The 14,772-nt window shown below is 71.9% G+C and carries 13 protein-coding genes and 1 pseudogene; 6 read left to right on the top strand and 8 right to left on the bottom strand.

The genetic code is table 11. The features are described 5' to 3' along the window. Positions 1-127: 127 nt before the first annotated feature. The 3 genes and pseudogenes from AC1DWP_RS04650 to AC1DWP_RS04640 all read right to left on the bottom strand — a co-directional run bounded on the left by AC1DWP_RS04650 (position 128) and on the right by AC1DWP_RS04640 (position 2,175). Entirely contained in the window at positions 128-781 is a 654-nt protein-coding gene (locus tag AC1DWP_RS04650) for a DUF6198 family protein (protein ID WP_477613264.1), read from the bottom strand. Further along, positions 778-1,425 carry a lipoyl(octanoyl) transferase LipB gene (gene lipB, locus AC1DWP_RS04645; protein ID WP_477613263.1) on the bottom strand — a complete coding sequence of 216 codons (648 nt, stop codon included), beginning with the start codon at positions 1,423-1,425 and terminating at the stop codon, positions 778-780. The genes AC1DWP_RS04650 and lipB overlap by 4 nt, the downstream gene beginning before the upstream one ends. Positions 1,426-1,435: 10 nt before the next feature. Next, positions 1,436-2,175: pseudogene (locus tag AC1DWP_RS04640) on the bottom strand (Type 1 glutamine amidotransferase-like domain-containing protein). 69 nt (positions 2,176-2,244) lie between these two features. On the opposite strand from AC1DWP_RS04640, the gene AC1DWP_RS04635 reads away from it, so the two are divergent. Next, a complete protein-coding gene (locus AC1DWP_RS04635) occupies positions 2,245-3,774 on the top strand; it encodes a protein kinase domain-containing protein (protein WP_477613262.1) in 1,530 nt (509 codons plus the stop codon). Here AC1DWP_RS04635 and AC1DWP_RS04630 read toward each other — a convergent pair. Genes AC1DWP_RS04630 through lpdA form a run of 3 tightly spaced genes read right to left on the bottom strand, consistent with a single transcriptional unit; the run spans position 3,771 to position 8,032 of the window. Beyond that, a complete protein-coding gene (locus tag AC1DWP_RS04630; RefSeq protein WP_477613261.1) occupies positions 3,771-4,682 on the bottom strand; it encodes a TIGR01777 family oxidoreductase in 912 nt (303 codons plus the stop codon). The two genes, AC1DWP_RS04635 and AC1DWP_RS04630, sit on opposite strands and share 4 nt — an antisense overlap. A gap of 26 nt (positions 4,683-4,708) precedes the next feature. Beyond that, entirely contained in the window at positions 4,709-6,625 is a 1,917-nt protein-coding gene (sucB, locus tag AC1DWP_RS04625; RefSeq protein WP_477613260.1) for a 2-oxoglutarate dehydrogenase, E2 component, dihydrolipoamide succinyltransferase, read from the bottom strand. 15 nt (positions 6,626-6,640) lie between these two features. Beyond that, the gene (lpdA, locus tag AC1DWP_RS04620; RefSeq protein ID WP_477613259.1) at positions 6,641-8,032 is read right to left on the bottom strand and encodes a dihydrolipoyl dehydrogenase; all 1,392 of its coding nucleotides are present in this window, start codon (positions 8,030-8,032) and stop codon (positions 6,641-6,643) included. A 215-nt stretch (positions 8,033-8,247) separates the two neighbouring features. Between lpdA and AC1DWP_RS04615 the strand changes: the two genes are divergently transcribed. Both AC1DWP_RS04615 and AC1DWP_RS04610 read left to right on the top strand, forming a co-directional pair. Then, a complete protein-coding gene (locus AC1DWP_RS04615; protein WP_477613258.1) occupies positions 8,248-8,583 on the top strand; it encodes a hypothetical protein in 336 nt (111 codons plus the stop codon). 82 nt (positions 8,584-8,665) lie between these two features. Beyond that, on the top strand, positions 8,666-8,887 hold the full coding sequence (locus AC1DWP_RS04610) for a DUF5302 domain-containing protein (RefSeq protein ID WP_477613257.1): 222 nt from the start codon (positions 8,666-8,668) through the stop codon (positions 8,885-8,887). 91 nt (positions 8,888-8,978) lie between these two features. On the opposite strand, the gene AC1DWP_RS04605 is transcribed toward AC1DWP_RS04610, so the two are convergent. Continuing rightward, positions 8,979-10,481 carry a leucyl aminopeptidase gene (locus AC1DWP_RS04605; protein ID WP_477613256.1) on the bottom strand — a complete coding sequence of 501 codons (1,503 nt, stop codon included), beginning with the start codon at positions 10,479-10,481 and terminating at the stop codon, positions 8,979-8,981. A gap of 96 nt (positions 10,482-10,577) precedes the next feature. Here AC1DWP_RS04605 and gcvT point away from each other — a divergent pair, with 96 nt between their 5' ends. The 3 genes from gcvT to AC1DWP_RS04590 are packed head-to-tail and all read left to right on the top strand — an operon-like array spanning position 10,578 to position 13,153. Then, positions 10,578-11,684: a glycine cleavage system aminomethyltransferase GcvT gene (gene gcvT / locus AC1DWP_RS04600; protein ID WP_477613255.1), complete on the top strand. Its 1,107-nt coding sequence runs from the start codon at positions 10,578-10,580 to the stop codon at positions 11,682-11,684. 35 nt (positions 11,685-11,719) lie between these two features. Then, positions 11,720-12,235 carry an OsmC family protein gene (locus AC1DWP_RS04595; protein ID WP_477613254.1) on the top strand — a complete coding sequence of 172 codons (516 nt, stop codon included), beginning with the start codon at positions 11,720-11,722 and terminating at the stop codon, positions 12,233-12,235. Positions 12,236-12,244: 9 nt separating this feature from the next. Further along, positions 12,245-13,153, top strand: a complete 909-nt coding sequence (locus AC1DWP_RS04590; protein WP_477613253.1) for an LLM class flavin-dependent oxidoreductase — start codon at positions 12,245-12,247, stop codon at positions 13,151-13,153. On the opposite strand, the gene AC1DWP_RS04585 is transcribed toward AC1DWP_RS04590, so the two are convergent. Further along, on the bottom strand, positions 13,150-14,772 hold the full coding sequence (locus tag AC1DWP_RS04585) for an ABC transporter ATP-binding protein (protein WP_477613252.1): 1,623 nt from the start codon (positions 14,770-14,772) through the stop codon (positions 13,150-13,152). The genes AC1DWP_RS04590 and AC1DWP_RS04585 overlap by 4 nt on opposite strands.

Raw genomic sequence — 14,772 nt, 5'->3', positions numbered from 1 at the left:
CGACCCGGTCGGGTCGTCCGGTATGCCGTGGGGCACGGGTGCGCCCGGAGGTCACCGGGCGTCCCTCAAGGGTACGCCTGCCCTCGGAGGACTTTTCCCGCGCCTCACCTCCGGGAGGGGTGGCGGGTCAGGCCGAGACCTTGCGACTGTGGAACAGCGCCCGGGTGAGCAGGTCCACGGTCGGCCCGACCAGGATCGAGACCAGCAGGGTGCCCGGCCCGACGGCCGCTCCCAGGGACCAGCCGCCCACCGCGCTGACCGCCTGCAGCACGGTGTAGCTCCACTTGAAGGGCAGTGGCGGGTCGAACGAGATCGCAGCCGCCTCCGCCGGGCCGGCACCGGTGTGCGACGCGAGGTAGCCGGCCACCCCCAGCGACAGCAGGGCGAACGCCGCCGCCAGCTCCACGAAGCGGGGTCCCAGCGTCGTCGGGGTCGGTAGGACAGGGAGCAGCACGTTGACGGTGGCCCCGACGACGACCATCTGCACGACCGTGCCCACTCCCGGTCGGGTGCCCCGGCTCCAGGCCACCCCGATGAGCAGGATCCCCGCCCCGACGTTGACGACGACGAAGGGCAGCCCGGAGGCCTTCGTGAGGCCCGAGATCAGGGTCGAGTAGCCGTCGGAGCCGAGGGCCGCGTCGAGGAGACAGGCCACTCCCGCGCCCAGGACCACGCACGAGAGCACCAGCTGCACCAGGCGTCGTGACAGGGCGGCGGGCGTGGAGCCCTCGGGGGCGACCGACGTGTCCGCGGTGGTCGGGTGCCGGTCGGCGGCCCTCACGCGCCCGAGGCGAGGACGTCGAAGAGGTGCTTCTCGGCATACGGGAGGACGTCCTGGACGGTGACCACGCGCCCGGCTTCGCGGCTGATCGAGCTCACCCCGGCGTCCTCGATCCCGCAGGCGACGATGTTGTCGGCCCACGTGAGGTCCGCGTCGCAGTTGAGGGCGAAGCCGTGCATGGTGACCTGTCGGCTGACTCTCACGCCGATGGCGCCGAGCTTGCGGTCCGGACGACCACCAGGGGCGTCGTCGGCCAGGGCCCAGACGCCACTGCGACCCTCCACCCGCGTCACGTCCACGCCGAAGTCGCGGCATGTGCGGATCATGACCTCCTCGAGGCGGCGCACGTGGGCCACGACGTCGATCGGGACACCGTGCAACCGGACGATCGGATAGCCGACCAACTGACCGGGCCCGTGCCAGGTGATCAGCCCGCCCCGGTCGACGTCGATGACCGGGGTGCCGTCGAAGGGCCGTTGGTGTGCCTCGGTGCGCTTGCCCGCGGTGTAGACCGCGGCGTGCTCGAGCAGCAGCACCGTGTCCTCCGCACCCTCGACGACCGCGGCGTGCACCTCACGCTGGTGGGCCCAGGCAGCCTCGTAGTCGACGAAGTCGGGGGCGAAGCCCACGTGCTCGAAACGCATGCGGGTCAGCCTACGCCCGAGGGAGACGGCGGGTTTCCAGACGCTCCTCGACGGCTCCCGCGGCGCTACCAGCGTCGCGACTGACGATGAACGCAGCCTTTCCGTCCCGCTCGGTGACCGCCTCGACGAGCTCGGTGTGGTGGTAGACCAGCCCGACTCCGTCGTCCGTGCAATGGGTCGTCGGCAGCGTGCCGTCAGCCACGAGGCGGTGCACGAGGGGGCGCCGGCGTTCCTCGGAGTCGTAGTGCACGCCGTTGCCGTACGGCAGGAAGCCCAGGCCGTTGGTCACCGCGCGGAGCTCGGGGCCGAACGAGTCGGTCGTGCCCCCGGCATACCAGCAGATCGAGCCGGCGGAGACGCCGGCGAGGACCACTCCCGCCTCCCAGACCCGGCGGAAGACAGCGTCCAGCTCGTGCACCCGCCAGACCGCGAGGAGGTTGGCGACCGACCCGCCGTTGACCCAGACGACGTCCTGGGACAGGAGGTGGCCCTCCACGTCGTCGAGGTTCGGCATGGGGAACAGGTGCAGGTTCGTGACGGCGAACCCGGCCGCCCGTCCCGCCTCGTCGACCTCGGCGGCGAAGCTCCGCTGGTCCCCGCTAGCCGTGCCGAGCACGGTGACCTCGGGGGTGCCCTCGGCGCCGGAGAGCGCGACCGCGTGGTGCACCAGGGCGTCGAACTCGAACGGCTGCGCTGGGCCATGCGGTAGCCCCCCGAGGTGGCAAGGATGGTCGGCTGGTCTGCAGGCATGCCCCGACTCTAGGAGGGGCCTGTGGACAACTCGCAGGGTGGTGTCGCTGGACTGGGCATAGTGGCGCGATGAGCACCGAGAGCGCTGCGACGCGGCCAGACGTGCCCGGCTACCTACTGGGCGAGCTCTTGGGGCGCGGGGGATCCGGCATCGTGTGGGCCGCGACGCGGAACAGTGACGGGGCGGCTGTGGCCGTCAAGGTGGTGCCGGTCGGCCAGTCCGACCAGGCCGACTCGCTGGCCCGCGAGCTGGCCGTGCTGGCCAGGGTCGACGTCGAAGGGCTGGTCGCGTTCCACGAGGCGGTCGGATTGCCGGGTGAGCCTGCCGCGGTCGCGTTGGTGCTCGACCGGGTGCGCGGTGGTTCCCTGGAGGGCCTCGTCCGGGCGCGCGGCCACCTGAGCGTGGGGGAGTCGGTGACGATGCTCGCTCCGGTCGCCCGAGCCCTGGCGGGCCTGCACGGGCTGGGCGTCGTGCACGGCGACGTCACCCCGGCCAACGTCCTGGTCGAACGCACGGGGCGACCGCTGTTGGCCGACCTCGGGGTCGCCTCGTTGGTGGGCGAGCTGCCGGGGGAGCTCTGGGGCACCGAGGGCTTCGTCGCGCCCGAGGTCCTCGATCGCGGCGTGGTCACCGCCGCCTCCGACGTGTATGCCGTGGGTGCGCTCGCCTGGTGGTGCGTCACCGGCTCGCCGCCGGCCCCGGTGGCGCTGCGTCGACCCCTCGAGGAGCTTGCGCCCGGTCTGCCGCCCGCGTGGTCCGAGATCACGTTGCGTGCACTGCACAGCGACCCACACGCCCGCCCCACCGCTGCTGAGCTGGCCCTGACCTACTACGACTCGGCCCCGTGCGAGCCGCTCCGACTCGTGGTGGGCAGCGACGAGACGTCACTGCTGACCCAGCGCCTGCGGCAGTCCGGGGCGGCAACTCCGGTCGATGGCGCGGAGCGGCGCTCTCGTGAGCCGAGTCGGGCTCCTGCGCTCTGCACCCTGCTGGTGCTGGCTGTCGGACTCGGCTGCGGCGGACTGATGGCCGGCGGCCGCCTCGCCACGCCCGACTGGGTCCACCGGTCGCGAGACGCGGCCGCCCCTTCGAGCGCCTCGCGCGACGGGCTGCTGCCCGTCTCCGCTCCTGGCGCGACGGGTGCGCCGACGCAGGCGGGAGGGGGCGGCGTCTCCCGCGCGCGGCGGGACCTCGCGGCGGACCCGACCGCCCCGCAGACCGATCCACGCGGACTGATGTCCGCACTGGCGAGGTTGCGGGCCGAGGTGACGATGTCGAGGTCGGCCGCGGCACTCGCCCGCCTGGACGTCCCCGGCTCCGCCGCCATGGCCCAGGACACCGCGCTGCTGCGGGACCTCGACACCTCGGGCCAGTCCTGGGAGGGCGTGGCGCTGACAGTGACGTCGGCCCGCACCGTGAGGCACACCGCGACCACGGCTGCGGTCGACGCGGTGGTGGGGACGGCGGCATACCGGGTCGTCGACACCGCGGGTCGGGCCCAGACCCGCCCGGCGGTCGCGGGCGAGGAGCTGCGCTACCAGCTGAGGTGGACGTCCGGACGGTGGCTGGTGGACAGCATCACGGGCGACACCCTCTAGGGCCGTTGGGACAACACCCAACGTAAGGCGGACTCGACCGTCGGGTCCTGGTGGACGAAGCCGGACTCGGTGAGCCTCGCGGGAACGGCGCGCTTGCTGGTGAGCACCTCGTCGGAGAAGCCGCCGAGCACCAGCTTGATCCCGAAGGCCGGGGCCGGCAGCAGGGCGGGCCGATGGATCTGGCGGCCCAGCTCCCTCGCGATGTCGAGCTGGTGGTCAGGGTGTGGTCCGACGAGGTTGACCGGCCCCTCGATCTCGGGGCGGTCGACGAGGTGGGCCAGGCCGCCCACGGTGTCGCGCAACGAGATCCACGGCCACCACTGACGCCCGTTGCCCAGGGGGCCGTTGATGCCGAGCCTGGCCAGCGGCAGCATGCGCGAGAGTGCACCGCCATCTGGCGCGAACACCAAGCCGGTGCGGGTCGTGGCCACCGACAGACCGGCCGCACGGGCCGGCTCCGCTGCGGCCTCCCACGCCCGGACCACCTCGCTGAGAAAGCCTTCGCCGGGAGCGGACTCCTCGGTCAGGACCTCGTCCCCGCGGTCGCCGTAGAAGCCCACGGCCGCGCCGCTGACCAGGCGGACTCGCTGACCCTGCGCGGCCAGGGTCGCCAAGGTGGTGGCGATCGTGGTGGTGCCGTCCACGCGGGAGGCCAGGATCTCCTGCTGGTAGGCAGGGGTCCACCGCCTGTCCCCGACACCCGCGCCGGCGAGGTGGACCACGGCCGTCACGCCGCGCAGGGCAGACGGGTCGAGGCGACGGTCGGCCGGGTCCCACTGGACCTCGTCCGGCGCGGAGGGAGCCCGCCGCACCAGGTGGACGACCTCGTCGCCGCGCCCCCGCAGGAACGCCGACAGCGCGCTGCCGATCAGTCCGGAGGCACCGGTGATGGCAACACGCTGCGGCATCTGCTGAACCTGCTCGACCGACTCCGCTACAGACCGAGGTCGGACTCGAAGTTGCCGTCCTCGAGACGCGACTTCATCGTCGTGAGGAAGCGGGCGGCATCGGCACCATCGACGACGCGGTGGTCGTACGACAGCGCGAGGTAGACCATCGAGCGGATCGAGATCGTCTCGCCGCCGTCACCGTCGGACACCACGACCGGGCGCTTGACGACCGCACCCGTGCCGAGGATGGCGACGTTGGGCTGGTTGATGATCGGGGTGTCGAAGAGCGCTCCGCGACTGCCGGTGTTGGTCAGCGTGAAGGTGCCGCCGCCGAGCTCGTCCGGGCCGATCTTGTTGGTGCGGGTGCGCTCCGCGAGGTCGGCGATCTTGCGGGCCAGCCCGGCGATGTTGAGGTCACCGGCGTCCTTGATGACCGGCACGAGCAGGCCGCGCTCGGTGTCGACCGCGACGCCCAGGTTCTCGGTGCCGTGGTAGGTGACCTCGGTGCCCTCGACGCTGGAGTTGACCGCCGGGTGGGCCTTGAGGGCCTCGACGGCCGCGAGTGCGAAGAACGGCAGGAAGCTGAGCTTGGTGCCCTCACGCTGCTCGAACTCGGTCTTGGCCTTGGTCCGGAGTCGGGCGATCTTGGTGACGTCGACCTCGACCACGGTGGTCAGCTGGGCCGACACCTGCAGCGACTCGACCATCCGCTTGGCGATGGTCTGCCGCAGCCGCGACATCTTCTCGGTCGTGCCCCGCTTGGGCGAGACCGAGGCGGCCCCACTGGATGCAGCCGGTGCGGACGTGGCTGCTGCGGCCGGCGCCGGGGTGGAGGCTGCAGCGGGGGCGGGCGCGGCAGCGGCCTCTTCGGCGGCCTTGGCCGCGTCGAGGACGTCCTGCTTGCGGATCCGTCCGCCGACGCCGGTGCCCTTGAGGGAGCCGAGGTCGACGTTGTTCTCGGATGCGAGCTTGCGCACCAACGGGGTGACGTAGGCCGAGGCATCGGTGTCGTCGGATCCCGAAGCAGCAGGGGCCGGCGCCGGGGCCGGCGCCGCGGCGGGGGCAGGAGGGGCCGGGGCCGCGGCGGGAGCCGGGGCTTCCTGGGCAGCGGGGGCCTCCTGGGCGGGGGCTTCCTGCTCCGGGGCCTCCTGCTCCGGGGCCTCCTGGGCGGGGGCTTCCTGGGCCGCGGGCGCCTCCTGGGCGGGGGCTTCCTGTGCAGGAGCCGAGCTGCCACCAGAGCCGCCGATGATGGCCAGGTCGCCACCCACGGGGACGGTGTCGTCCTCCTGGACGAGGATCTTGGTCAGCGTGCCTGCGACCGGCGAGGGGATCTCCGTGTCGACCTTGTCGGTCGAGACCTCGAGCAGTGGCTCGTCGACGTCGACACTGTCGCCCTCGGCCTTGAGCCACCTGGTGACAGTGCCCTCGGTGACGGACTCACCGAGCGCCGGCATCTTCACGGTCTCGCCACCGGACGCCCCGCCCTGGCTGCTGTCGCCCTGGCTGCCTTCACCGGACTGCTCGGGCTCCGAGGTCGAGGCCTGCGGGGCCTGCTCGGTCGACGGAGCCTCGGCCGGCGGCTCGTCCGAGCCGGCGGAGGCCTGCTCCTGCGAGGGCTGCTCCCCAGCGTCCTGCTGCTGGTCCTGCTGGTCCTGCTGCTGGTCCTGCTGCTGGTCCTGCTGGTCCTGCTGCTGGTCCTGGTCGCCGCCACCGGAACCCTCCGAGCCGTCGCCGATGACGGCGAGGTCGGCACCCACCGGGACGGTGTCGTCCTCCTGGGCGAGGATCTCCTGCAGGACGCCAGCCACGGGCGACGGGATCTCGGTGTCGACCTTGTCGGTCGACACCTCGAGCAGTGGCTCGTCAACCGCCACCGTGTCGCCGACATTCTTCAGCCAGCGCGTCACGGTGCCTTCGGTGACGGACTCACCCAGGGCTGGCATGGTCACGCGTTCAGACATCTGCTCGTTCTCCTATTAGTTGTGCGCGTGGAGCGGCTTGCCGGCCAGAGCCAGGTGGGCCTCGCCGAGCGCCTCGTTCTGGGTGGGGTGGGCGTGGATCAGGGAGGCGACGTCGGAGGGCAGGGCTTCCCAGTTGTAGATCAGCTGGGCCTCGCCGATCTGCTCACCCATGCGGGCGCCGATCATGTGCACGCCGACCACCGGGCCGTCCTTCTCACGGACCAGCTTGACGAAGCCCTGGGTCTGGAGGATCTGGGACTTGCCGTTGCCACCGAGGTTGTACTCGTAGGTCTCGATGTCGGCGTACTTCTCGCCGGCCTGTGCCTCGGTGAGCCCGACCGAGGCGATCTCGGGGTCGCAGTAGGTGACCCGCGGGATCCCGAGCTCGTCGATCACTGCCGGTGACAGCCCGGCGATCTCCTCGGCGACGAAGATGCCCTGGGCGAACCCGCGGTGCGCCAGCTGGAGGCCGGGCACGATGTCACCCACGGCATACACACCCTCGACTCCGGTGCGCAGCCGCTCGTCGGTGGTCACGAAGCCGCGGTCCAGGGTCACGCCGGCCTCGGCGTAACCGAGCCCCTCGGTGACTGGTCCCCGGCCGACGGCCACCAGCAGGAGGTCGGCCTCGATGGCGCTGCCGTCCTCGAGCGTCACCGACACGGTGTCACCGGACTGGGTCGCCCCGGCGAACTTCACTCCGGTCCGGAACGCGATCTTGCGCTTGCGGAACGACCGCTCGAGCGTCTTGGAGATGGCTTCGTCCTCAGCGGCGACGAGTCGGGGCAGGGCCTCGACGATGGTCACCTCGGAGCCGAACGACTTGAACACCGACGCGAACTCGACGCCGATGACGCCGCCGCCGAGCACCACGACCCGCGGGGGGACGAAGTCGAGGGTCAGCGCCTGCTCGCTGGTCATGATGCGGCCGCCGATCTCCAGCCCCGGCAGGGACTTGGCGTAGGAGCCGGTGGCGAGCACGACGTTGCGACCGCGGACCTGGCGGCCGTCGACCTCGACGGTGGAGCGGTCGACCAGGCGACCGACGCCCTCGACCAGCTCGATCTTGTGTGCCTTGGCCAGGCCCTGCAGGCCCTTGTAGAGACGGGCGATGACACCGTCCTTGTAGGCGTTGACGCCCGACATGTCGACCGACTCGAAGGTCGACTTCACCCCGAAGTGCTCGCCCTCGCGGGCGGTGTCGGCGACCTCGGCGGCGTGCAGCAGCGCCTTGGTCGGGATGCAGCCGACGTGCAGGCAGGTGCCGCCAAGCTTGCCCTTCTCCACGAGAGCGACCCGCATCCCGAGCTCGGCCGCCCGGAACGCGCAGGCGTAGCCGCCACTTCCGCCTCCGAGGATCACCACGTCGTACGTGGTCTCGTCGATGGCCTCGGCGTCAGCCGGCATGCTCGCTCCCTTGCGTCGTGTGCGTCGGATTGTCGCGTCGCTCACGGGTCGCGGTCAGGTCGTGGCCGGTCCGGGATCGACACAGAGCATCTTGTCACTGATTGCACACCGAGGCGCAAGCAGGTCGACCGATGGTCCGCAGGTCAGGGGGCTGCGGCGGTCCAGTGCCCCGAATGGCGTCGGATCGAAGGACCGCTCCCCGTATCGTTGGCACCATGGCGTGGTGGAAGCGGAGCGGCAAGCGCTCGGACCGGGGACCCTCCGACGGGCCCAACATGGCCGTGGACCAGCAGGCCGTGCGCAAGCACCTCACCGAGTTCGCCACGAGCCGCAGGGGTGTCGAGGCCTATGTCGAGCCGCCGACCAACGTCACTGCCACCACGGTGATCCTGATCGCCTACGACGGCGAGTGGACCCGTCGGGCAGCGGGGTCCCGCGACGCGGCCTTCGCCCTCGCCCGCAGCCTCGAGGTGCCCGTCTACGACGTGCTGCAGACCGGCTACCCCAACAGGATGCGCGAGTGGAACTCGCGCCAGCGCAAGAAGCAGTGACCGTATGCCGCGCGGCTGGCAGAGTGGGCACAGACCTGCGGGCCGGAACCGGCCCGTTCAGCACCGAGAAGCAGGAGGCACCATGGCCAAGTCCGGTGACGCAAGGAAGTCTGGGGAACAGAAGCCCGGGGGGCAGGGACCGAGCGAGGAGATGAAGCGCAAGTTCCGCGAGGCCCTCGACAAGAAGCAGTCGCACGCAGGTCGCGACGTGTCCGACGACACCGAGCACGGCAAGGTCGACCACGCGCAGGCGGCGGCGACGACGGCTACGCAGCAGATGTTCCGCCGCAAGAGCGGCGGCTGACCGCGCCCGGCTCCCGACGCCAGCAGCGCAGTGAACGCCGGAGGGGCCCGTCCGATGTGGACGGGCCCCTCCGGCGTTCCAGCATTTGCTGTCAGCCGGCGTAGTCCTCGACCAGCCGCAGGAGGGTGCCGACGCCGTAGCCGGTGGCGCCCTTCGGCGTGTAGCCCCAAGGCGAGCCCTCGTTGTACGACGGTCCGGCGATGTCGACGTGCGCCCAGGGCGTGCCCTTGGTGACGAACTCCTGGAGGAAGAGACCGGCGGTGAGCATCCCGCCCCACCGTTCGCCCTTGTGGGCGAGGTCCGCCACGCCCGAGTCGAGCTGGCTGCGCAGGTCGGCGGGCAGGGGCATCGCCCAGGCCGCCTCGCCAGCGGCCGCAGCTGCCCCGCCGACCCGGTCGCGGAAGGCGTCGTCGTTGGCCATGATTCCGGCGACGCGGCCACCGAGGGCGACCATCTGCGCCCCGGTGAGGGTCGCGATGTCGACGATGGCGTCCGGCTTGGCCTCGCCGGCCAGGCAGATGCCGTCACCCAGGACCATCCGTCCCTCGGCGTCGGTGTCGAGGATCTCGACAGTGGTGCCGTTGCGCATCGTCACGACGTCGCTGGGGCGCTGAGCGGTGCCGCTCGGCATGTTCTCCGCGAGGCAGAGGTAGCCGGTGACCTTGACCGGCAGGCCGAGCTCGGCCGCGGCCAGGACGGTTGCCGCGACGGCCGCGGCTCCGGCCATGTCGGACTTCATCGTGAGCATCCCCGTGGCGGGCTTGAGGTTGAGGCCGCCGGAGTCGAACGTGATGCCCTTGCCGACGAGCGCCACCGAGGCTGTGGCCTTCGGGGGGTTCCACGTCAGGGTGACCATCCTCGGCGGGTTGACCGAGCCCTGGCCGACGCCGACGATGCCGCCGAAGCCGCCCTTCTCGAGCGCCTTCTCGTCGAGCACCTTGATGGTGACCTTGGCGGTCGCCGCAGCGTTGCGTGCCTTGACGGAGTCTGCGAACGACTGGGGGAAGAGCTGGTTCGGGGGAGTGTTGACCAGGTCTCGGGCGTAGGCCTTGGCATCGGCCAGGATGCCCGCTCGGGTGGCAGCGGCCTTGACCGCCTTGACGCGCGCGTCGGACGTGGCGACGGTGACCGTGGTGATGCCCTTGGTGGGCTTGGCAGCGGGGCCTCGCACGCCGGCATACCGGTAGGCGCCGAGCGCAGCGCCCTCGGCCACGGCGGCGACGGACTCCGCGCCGGTGGTCGGCAGCGCGACGACGACCTTGGCCGCGTTCTTGAGCGACCTCGATGCGGCCCCGGCAGCGCGCCGCAGCACCTCGTGGTCGAACGAGGCCGTGCGGGCGGTGCCCTTGCCCAAGCCGGTGAGGACCACGCGCGGTGCGGCGACGCCCGGCACCGCGGCGATCGTGAGCACCTCGTCGGCGGCACCCGTGGCGTGCAACGCCGCGAGCTGCGCCGCGACATGGGTGGCGGCGGCGCGCGGCAGACCGTGGCCTGCGGCCAGGGCGGCCTTGCCGTCGGAGTCGACCGTGGCAAGGACGAGGGCGTCGGCCTTGAGGTCGTGGGCGGGGCGGTCGGAGACGTTGACGGTCGTCACGTACTCATCCTTCGTATCGGGGCTGGTGGCACCTGCTGCTGCGCAGGATAGCCGTGCCGTGTGAGGTGCAGGTGGAGGGGCGGTAGCGTTCGGAGCATGAGCGACGGAGCCCTGAAGACCTCACCCCTGCACGACCGGCACGTGGCCCTCGGGGCCAAGATGGCCGACTTCGGCGGCTGGGAGATGCCCATCGAGTACCCCGGTGGCGGGGTCGTCCGCGAGCACTCGGCGGTGCGCACCACGGTCGGCATCTTCGACGTCTCCCACCTCGGCAAGGCTCGCGTCTCCGGGCCCGGGGCCAAGGACTTCGTGAACTCCTGCCTGGCCAACGACCTCGACCGCATCCACGAGGGCAAGGCGCAGTACACCTTGTGCTGCAACGACTCCGGGGGGGTCGTCGACGACCTGATCGCCTACCTGCGCAGTGACGACGACGTCTTCCTCATCCCGAACGCGGCCAACACCGGCGCCGTCGTCGAGCTGCTCGCGGCGGCCGCCCCCGAGGGCCTGACGGTGGAGAACCTGCACGAGGGCTACGGCGTCATCGCGGTCCAGGGCACCAAGAGCGACGAGGTGCTCGCGGCGCTCGGCCTCCCCACGGGGCACGAGTACATGTCCTTCGTCGAGACCGACTGGAACGGCCATCCGGTCATCGTCTGCCGCACGGGCTACACCGGTGAGCGCGGTTACGAGCTGGTGCCGGCGTGGGAGGTCTCGGCCCAGCTGTGGGACGCCCTCATCGAGGCGGCGGCGCCGTACGACGGGCTGCCCTGCGGCCTGGGGGCGCGGGACACCTTGCGCACCGAGATGGGGTATGCCTTGCACGGCAACGAGCTGTCCCCGTCGATCACGCCGGTCCAGGCACGGGTCGGCTGGGCGGTCGGCTGGAAGAAGGAGGCGTTCTGGGGTCGTGAGGCACTCGTCGCCGAGAAGGCTGCCGGCCCCGCGCGGGTGGCCTGGGGCCTGCTCGCGACCGGCCGCGGCATACCTCGGGCGCACTGCGAGGTGAAGGTCGACGGTGAGGTCGTCGGCGAGGTGACCTCGGGGACGTTCAGCCCGACGCTGAAGAACGGCATCGCCCTGGCGCTGCTGGCGCCGACCGTCGCCGCGGGCGACGAGGTCGTCATCGACGTCCGTGGCCGCGAGGTGACGGCCACGGTCGTGAAGCCGCCGTTCGTGCAGGTCGACGTCCGCGAGGACTAGGCCTGCGCACGCACGAGACTCACAGGGGATCGGGTATGCCGGACAAGGACTTTCGCGGACACGTGTACTCCGCGCGGGTCGAGTGGAGCGGGTCCACCGCAGGGGGCTACCGCGCCTATCCACGGGCCCACACGGCGTGGACGCCGCCGGCGACCGAGGGGTTCGACCTGAGTGCCGACCCGCACTTTCGTGGTGACCCCGACCTGCCGAACCCCGAGCAGCTGCTCGTCCTCGCAGCCTCGTCGTGCCAGCTGCTGTCGTTCCTCGCCGTCGCTGCCCGTGGCGGCGTGGACGTCATCGGCTACGCGGACGACGCGTTGGGGGAGATGCCGGCCGACCTGGTGCCTCAGCGGATCACGCGGATCGTGCTGCGGCCGGTCGTGACGGTCGCGGCCGGGACCGATCCGGCGCTGGTGCTGCGGATGACCCACGAGGCGCACGACCAGTGCTACATCTCCAACTCGCTGACCACCGAGGTCGTCGTCGAGCCCGAGATCGTCATGGCCGGAAGCACTGCTCGCGCGCATCGGACTGTCGGGGGTCAGGCGTAGCTTCGCAGGATGAGATACGGGTTCGTCGTCCCGTTCGCCGACGCCCGCGAGTTCGCCGAGGTGGCGGCGCTCGGTGAGCAGCACGGCTGGGACGCCGTCTTCACCTGGGAGAGCCTCTACGGCGAGCACGCCTGGGTGACCCTGGCCGCCGCGGCGATGCAGACGTCGACGATCCGGCTGGGCACCTTGCTCACGCCGGCCAGTCGACACCGGCCGTGGGATCTCGCGTCGATGGTCAGCTCCGTCGACCGCCTCAGCGGTGGCCGTGTCGTCATGTCGGTCGGCCTCGGTGCGCTGCACCCCGGCTGGACCCGGTTCGAGCCCGACGAGGGCCGGGCGGTGCGGGCGCAGAAGCTCGACGAGTCGCTCGCCGTCTACCGCGGGCTCCTGTCGGGCGAGCCGTTCACCTACGACGGGGTCCACTATCCGGTTCGGCCCGTACGTCGGGGCGCTCCGCCGCTGCCGCCGCCACCGGTCCAGCGACCGCATCCACCGGTGTGGGTGGTGGGGGCCCACCTGCCGGGCCGACACAGGCAGCCGTCGCTGGAGCGTGCCGCGCGCTGGCAGGGGGTGCTCCCGACCGTCGCGGTGCCCGGCGCCCAGCCGGGCAGCCCACACCTCACCCTGGAGTCGGTGGCCGAGGTGCTCGGTGTCGTGCGCCGGCTGCGAGAGGACCAAGGGCTGCCGTGGGAGGGCTACGACGTGGTCATCGAGGGCGACAGCACGGGCGAGTTCGTCAGGTCGGCGGGGACCCCGCACGAATGGGCCGCGATCGGCGCGACGTGGTGGATCGAGAGCTGGTGGAGCGTCGCCCCCGGTCCGGCCGGGCTGGCCGAGATCCGCCACCGCGTGGAGGCCGGTCCGCCGAACCAGCCGGCGACGGTCCAGCCGACGACGAACCTGCCGACGACGAACTAGCCGACGACGTCGGAGACCCGCAGCAGGGGCAGTGGATGCATCACCTTGGCGACCTGCGGCGCGAACGCCGGTGAGTCACCCAGGATGCGACTCGCGGGACCGTCGGCGACGACCTCTCCTTCGGCGAGGATGACCACCCGGGTGGCGACCTCGGCCGCCAGCTCCACGTCGTGGGTGGCCAGGATGACGGTGTGGCCGCCGAACGCCAGTTCCGTGAGCAAGGAGGTCAAGCGAGCCTTGGCGGGGTAGTCCAGCCCGCGGGTGGGCTCGTCGAGCAGCACCACCTCGGTTCGGCGAGCCAGCACCAGGCTCAGCGCCACGCACATCTTCTGGCCCTCGGAGAGCTGGGCGGGGTGGCGGTCGCGGGCCAGCCCCGGGACGAGACGCTCGAGGACGGCGGCACTCGACCCCGGTGGCAGGGTGAACACCGCGTCGTTGGCGGTGAGCTGGTCGTCGACGGGGGAGTCCGTCAGGAGGGCGCCGGGGTTCTGCGGCGCGAGGGCCGCGTGACCCGAGAGCGTGGCCCGTCCGGACGTCGGCTGCAGGGTGCCGTCGAGCGCGCCGAGCAGGCTCGACTTGCCAGCACCGTTGCGGCCCATCAGGACGACCACCTCACCCGCACCGACCTGCAGGGTCACCGAGCGGAGGGCGACGACCTGCCCGCGGACCAGGCTGAGCCGGCGCACCTCGACGCGCCCCTCGACGCGTCCCGCTACGCGCCCCTCGACGCGCCCCTCGACGCGCCCCTCGACGCGCCCCTCGCCGGCCTGCACTTCGGTCATCGCGGCAGCGTCCTCGAGGGAAGCCCGCAGGCCACGAGCCTGCCGGCGGGCCGACCGCACGGAGAGGGGCACTGGAGTCCAGCCCAGCCGGAGGCCGAGCTCGACCACGGGAGGGCGGATGGACGACCGGGCCATCGCCGTCTCGGGATCGAGCGGGCCGGTCACCCGACCCGCCTCGACGAGCAGCACGGAGTCGGAGTGGTGCACCACCCTCTCGAGGCGGTGCTCGGCGACGACCACGGTGATGCCGACGTCGTGGACCAGGCGGTGCAGGATCGCGAGGACCTCCTCGGCTGCCACGGGATCGAGCGCCGACGTCGGTTCGTCGAGGACCAGGACCCGGGGCCCGGCAGCTAGAGCCACCCCGATGGCCACTCGCTGTTGTTGCCCACCGGACAGGTCGACCACGCGACGGCCTCGGAGGTCCGCGAGGCCGAGCAGGTCGAGCGTCTCCTCGACCTGTCGCTGGCCGCCGTGCGGGTCGTCCGCGCGCGGCCGCACGCCTGCGGCGATGACGCTTTCCACCGTGCCTTCGACCAGCCCGGAGGCGGGGTCCTGTCGAACCAGCCCCACGACGGCGCCGCCTTGGTCGGCGCCCGCGCCGAGCGGGTCCATCCCGTCCACGAGCACCCGGCCGGTCCGGATGGCTTCGGAGCCGCCGCGGGAGTCGAAGCCCTCAGGAGTCGTCGCGTCGCCCAGGCACCGCAGCAGGGAGGTCTTGCCTGATCCGGTCGGGCCGACCACGAGGACCAGCTCACCCTCGGGAATCGTGAAGGAGGCGTCGCGCAGGGCCGGCTCCCCGGCATACGCGATGGTCACTGCCTCGAACACGATCAC

The organism is Pedococcus sp. P2_F6, assembly GCF_056403675.1.
Note: the sequence above shows the minus strand (reverse complement) of the source record. Positions and strands in the feature narration are given on the sequence as shown.

Excerpts from the sequence above, each read along its gene's own strand:
- lipB (WP_477613263.1), bottom strand. The coding sequence starts at position 1,425 with ATGCGTTTCGAGCACGTGGGCTTCGCCCCCGACTTCGTCGACTACGAG.
- AC1DWP_RS04635 (WP_477613262.1), top strand. The coding sequence starts at position 2,245 with ATGAGCACCGAGAGCGCTGCGACGCGGCCAGACGTGCCCGGCTACCTA.
- AC1DWP_RS04630 (WP_477613261.1), bottom strand. The coding sequence starts at position 4,682 with ATGCCGCAGCGTGTTGCCATCACCGGTGCCTCCGGACTGATCGGCAGC.
- sucB (WP_477613260.1), bottom strand. The coding sequence starts at position 6,625 with ATGTCTGAACGCGTGACCATGCCAGCCCTGGGTGAGTCCGTCACCGAA.
- lpdA (WP_477613259.1), bottom strand. The coding sequence starts at position 8,032 with ATGCCGGCTGACGCCGAGGCCATCGACGAGACCACGTACGACGTGGTG.
- AC1DWP_RS04615 (WP_477613258.1), top strand. The coding sequence starts at position 8,248 with ATGGCGTGGTGGAAGCGGAGCGGCAAGCGCTCGGACCGGGGACCCTCC.
- AC1DWP_RS04610 (WP_477613257.1), top strand. The coding sequence starts at position 8,666 with ATGGCCAAGTCCGGTGACGCAAGGAAGTCTGGGGAACAGAAGCCCGGG.
- gcvT (WP_477613255.1), top strand. The coding sequence starts at position 10,578 with ATGAGCGACGGAGCCCTGAAGACCTCACCCCTGCACGACCGGCACGTG.
- AC1DWP_RS04595 (WP_477613254.1), top strand. The coding sequence starts at position 11,720 with ATGCCGGACAAGGACTTTCGCGGACACGTGTACTCCGCGCGGGTCGAG.
- AC1DWP_RS04590 (WP_477613253.1), top strand. The coding sequence starts at position 12,245 with ATGAGATACGGGTTCGTCGTCCCGTTCGCCGACGCCCGCGAGTTCGCC.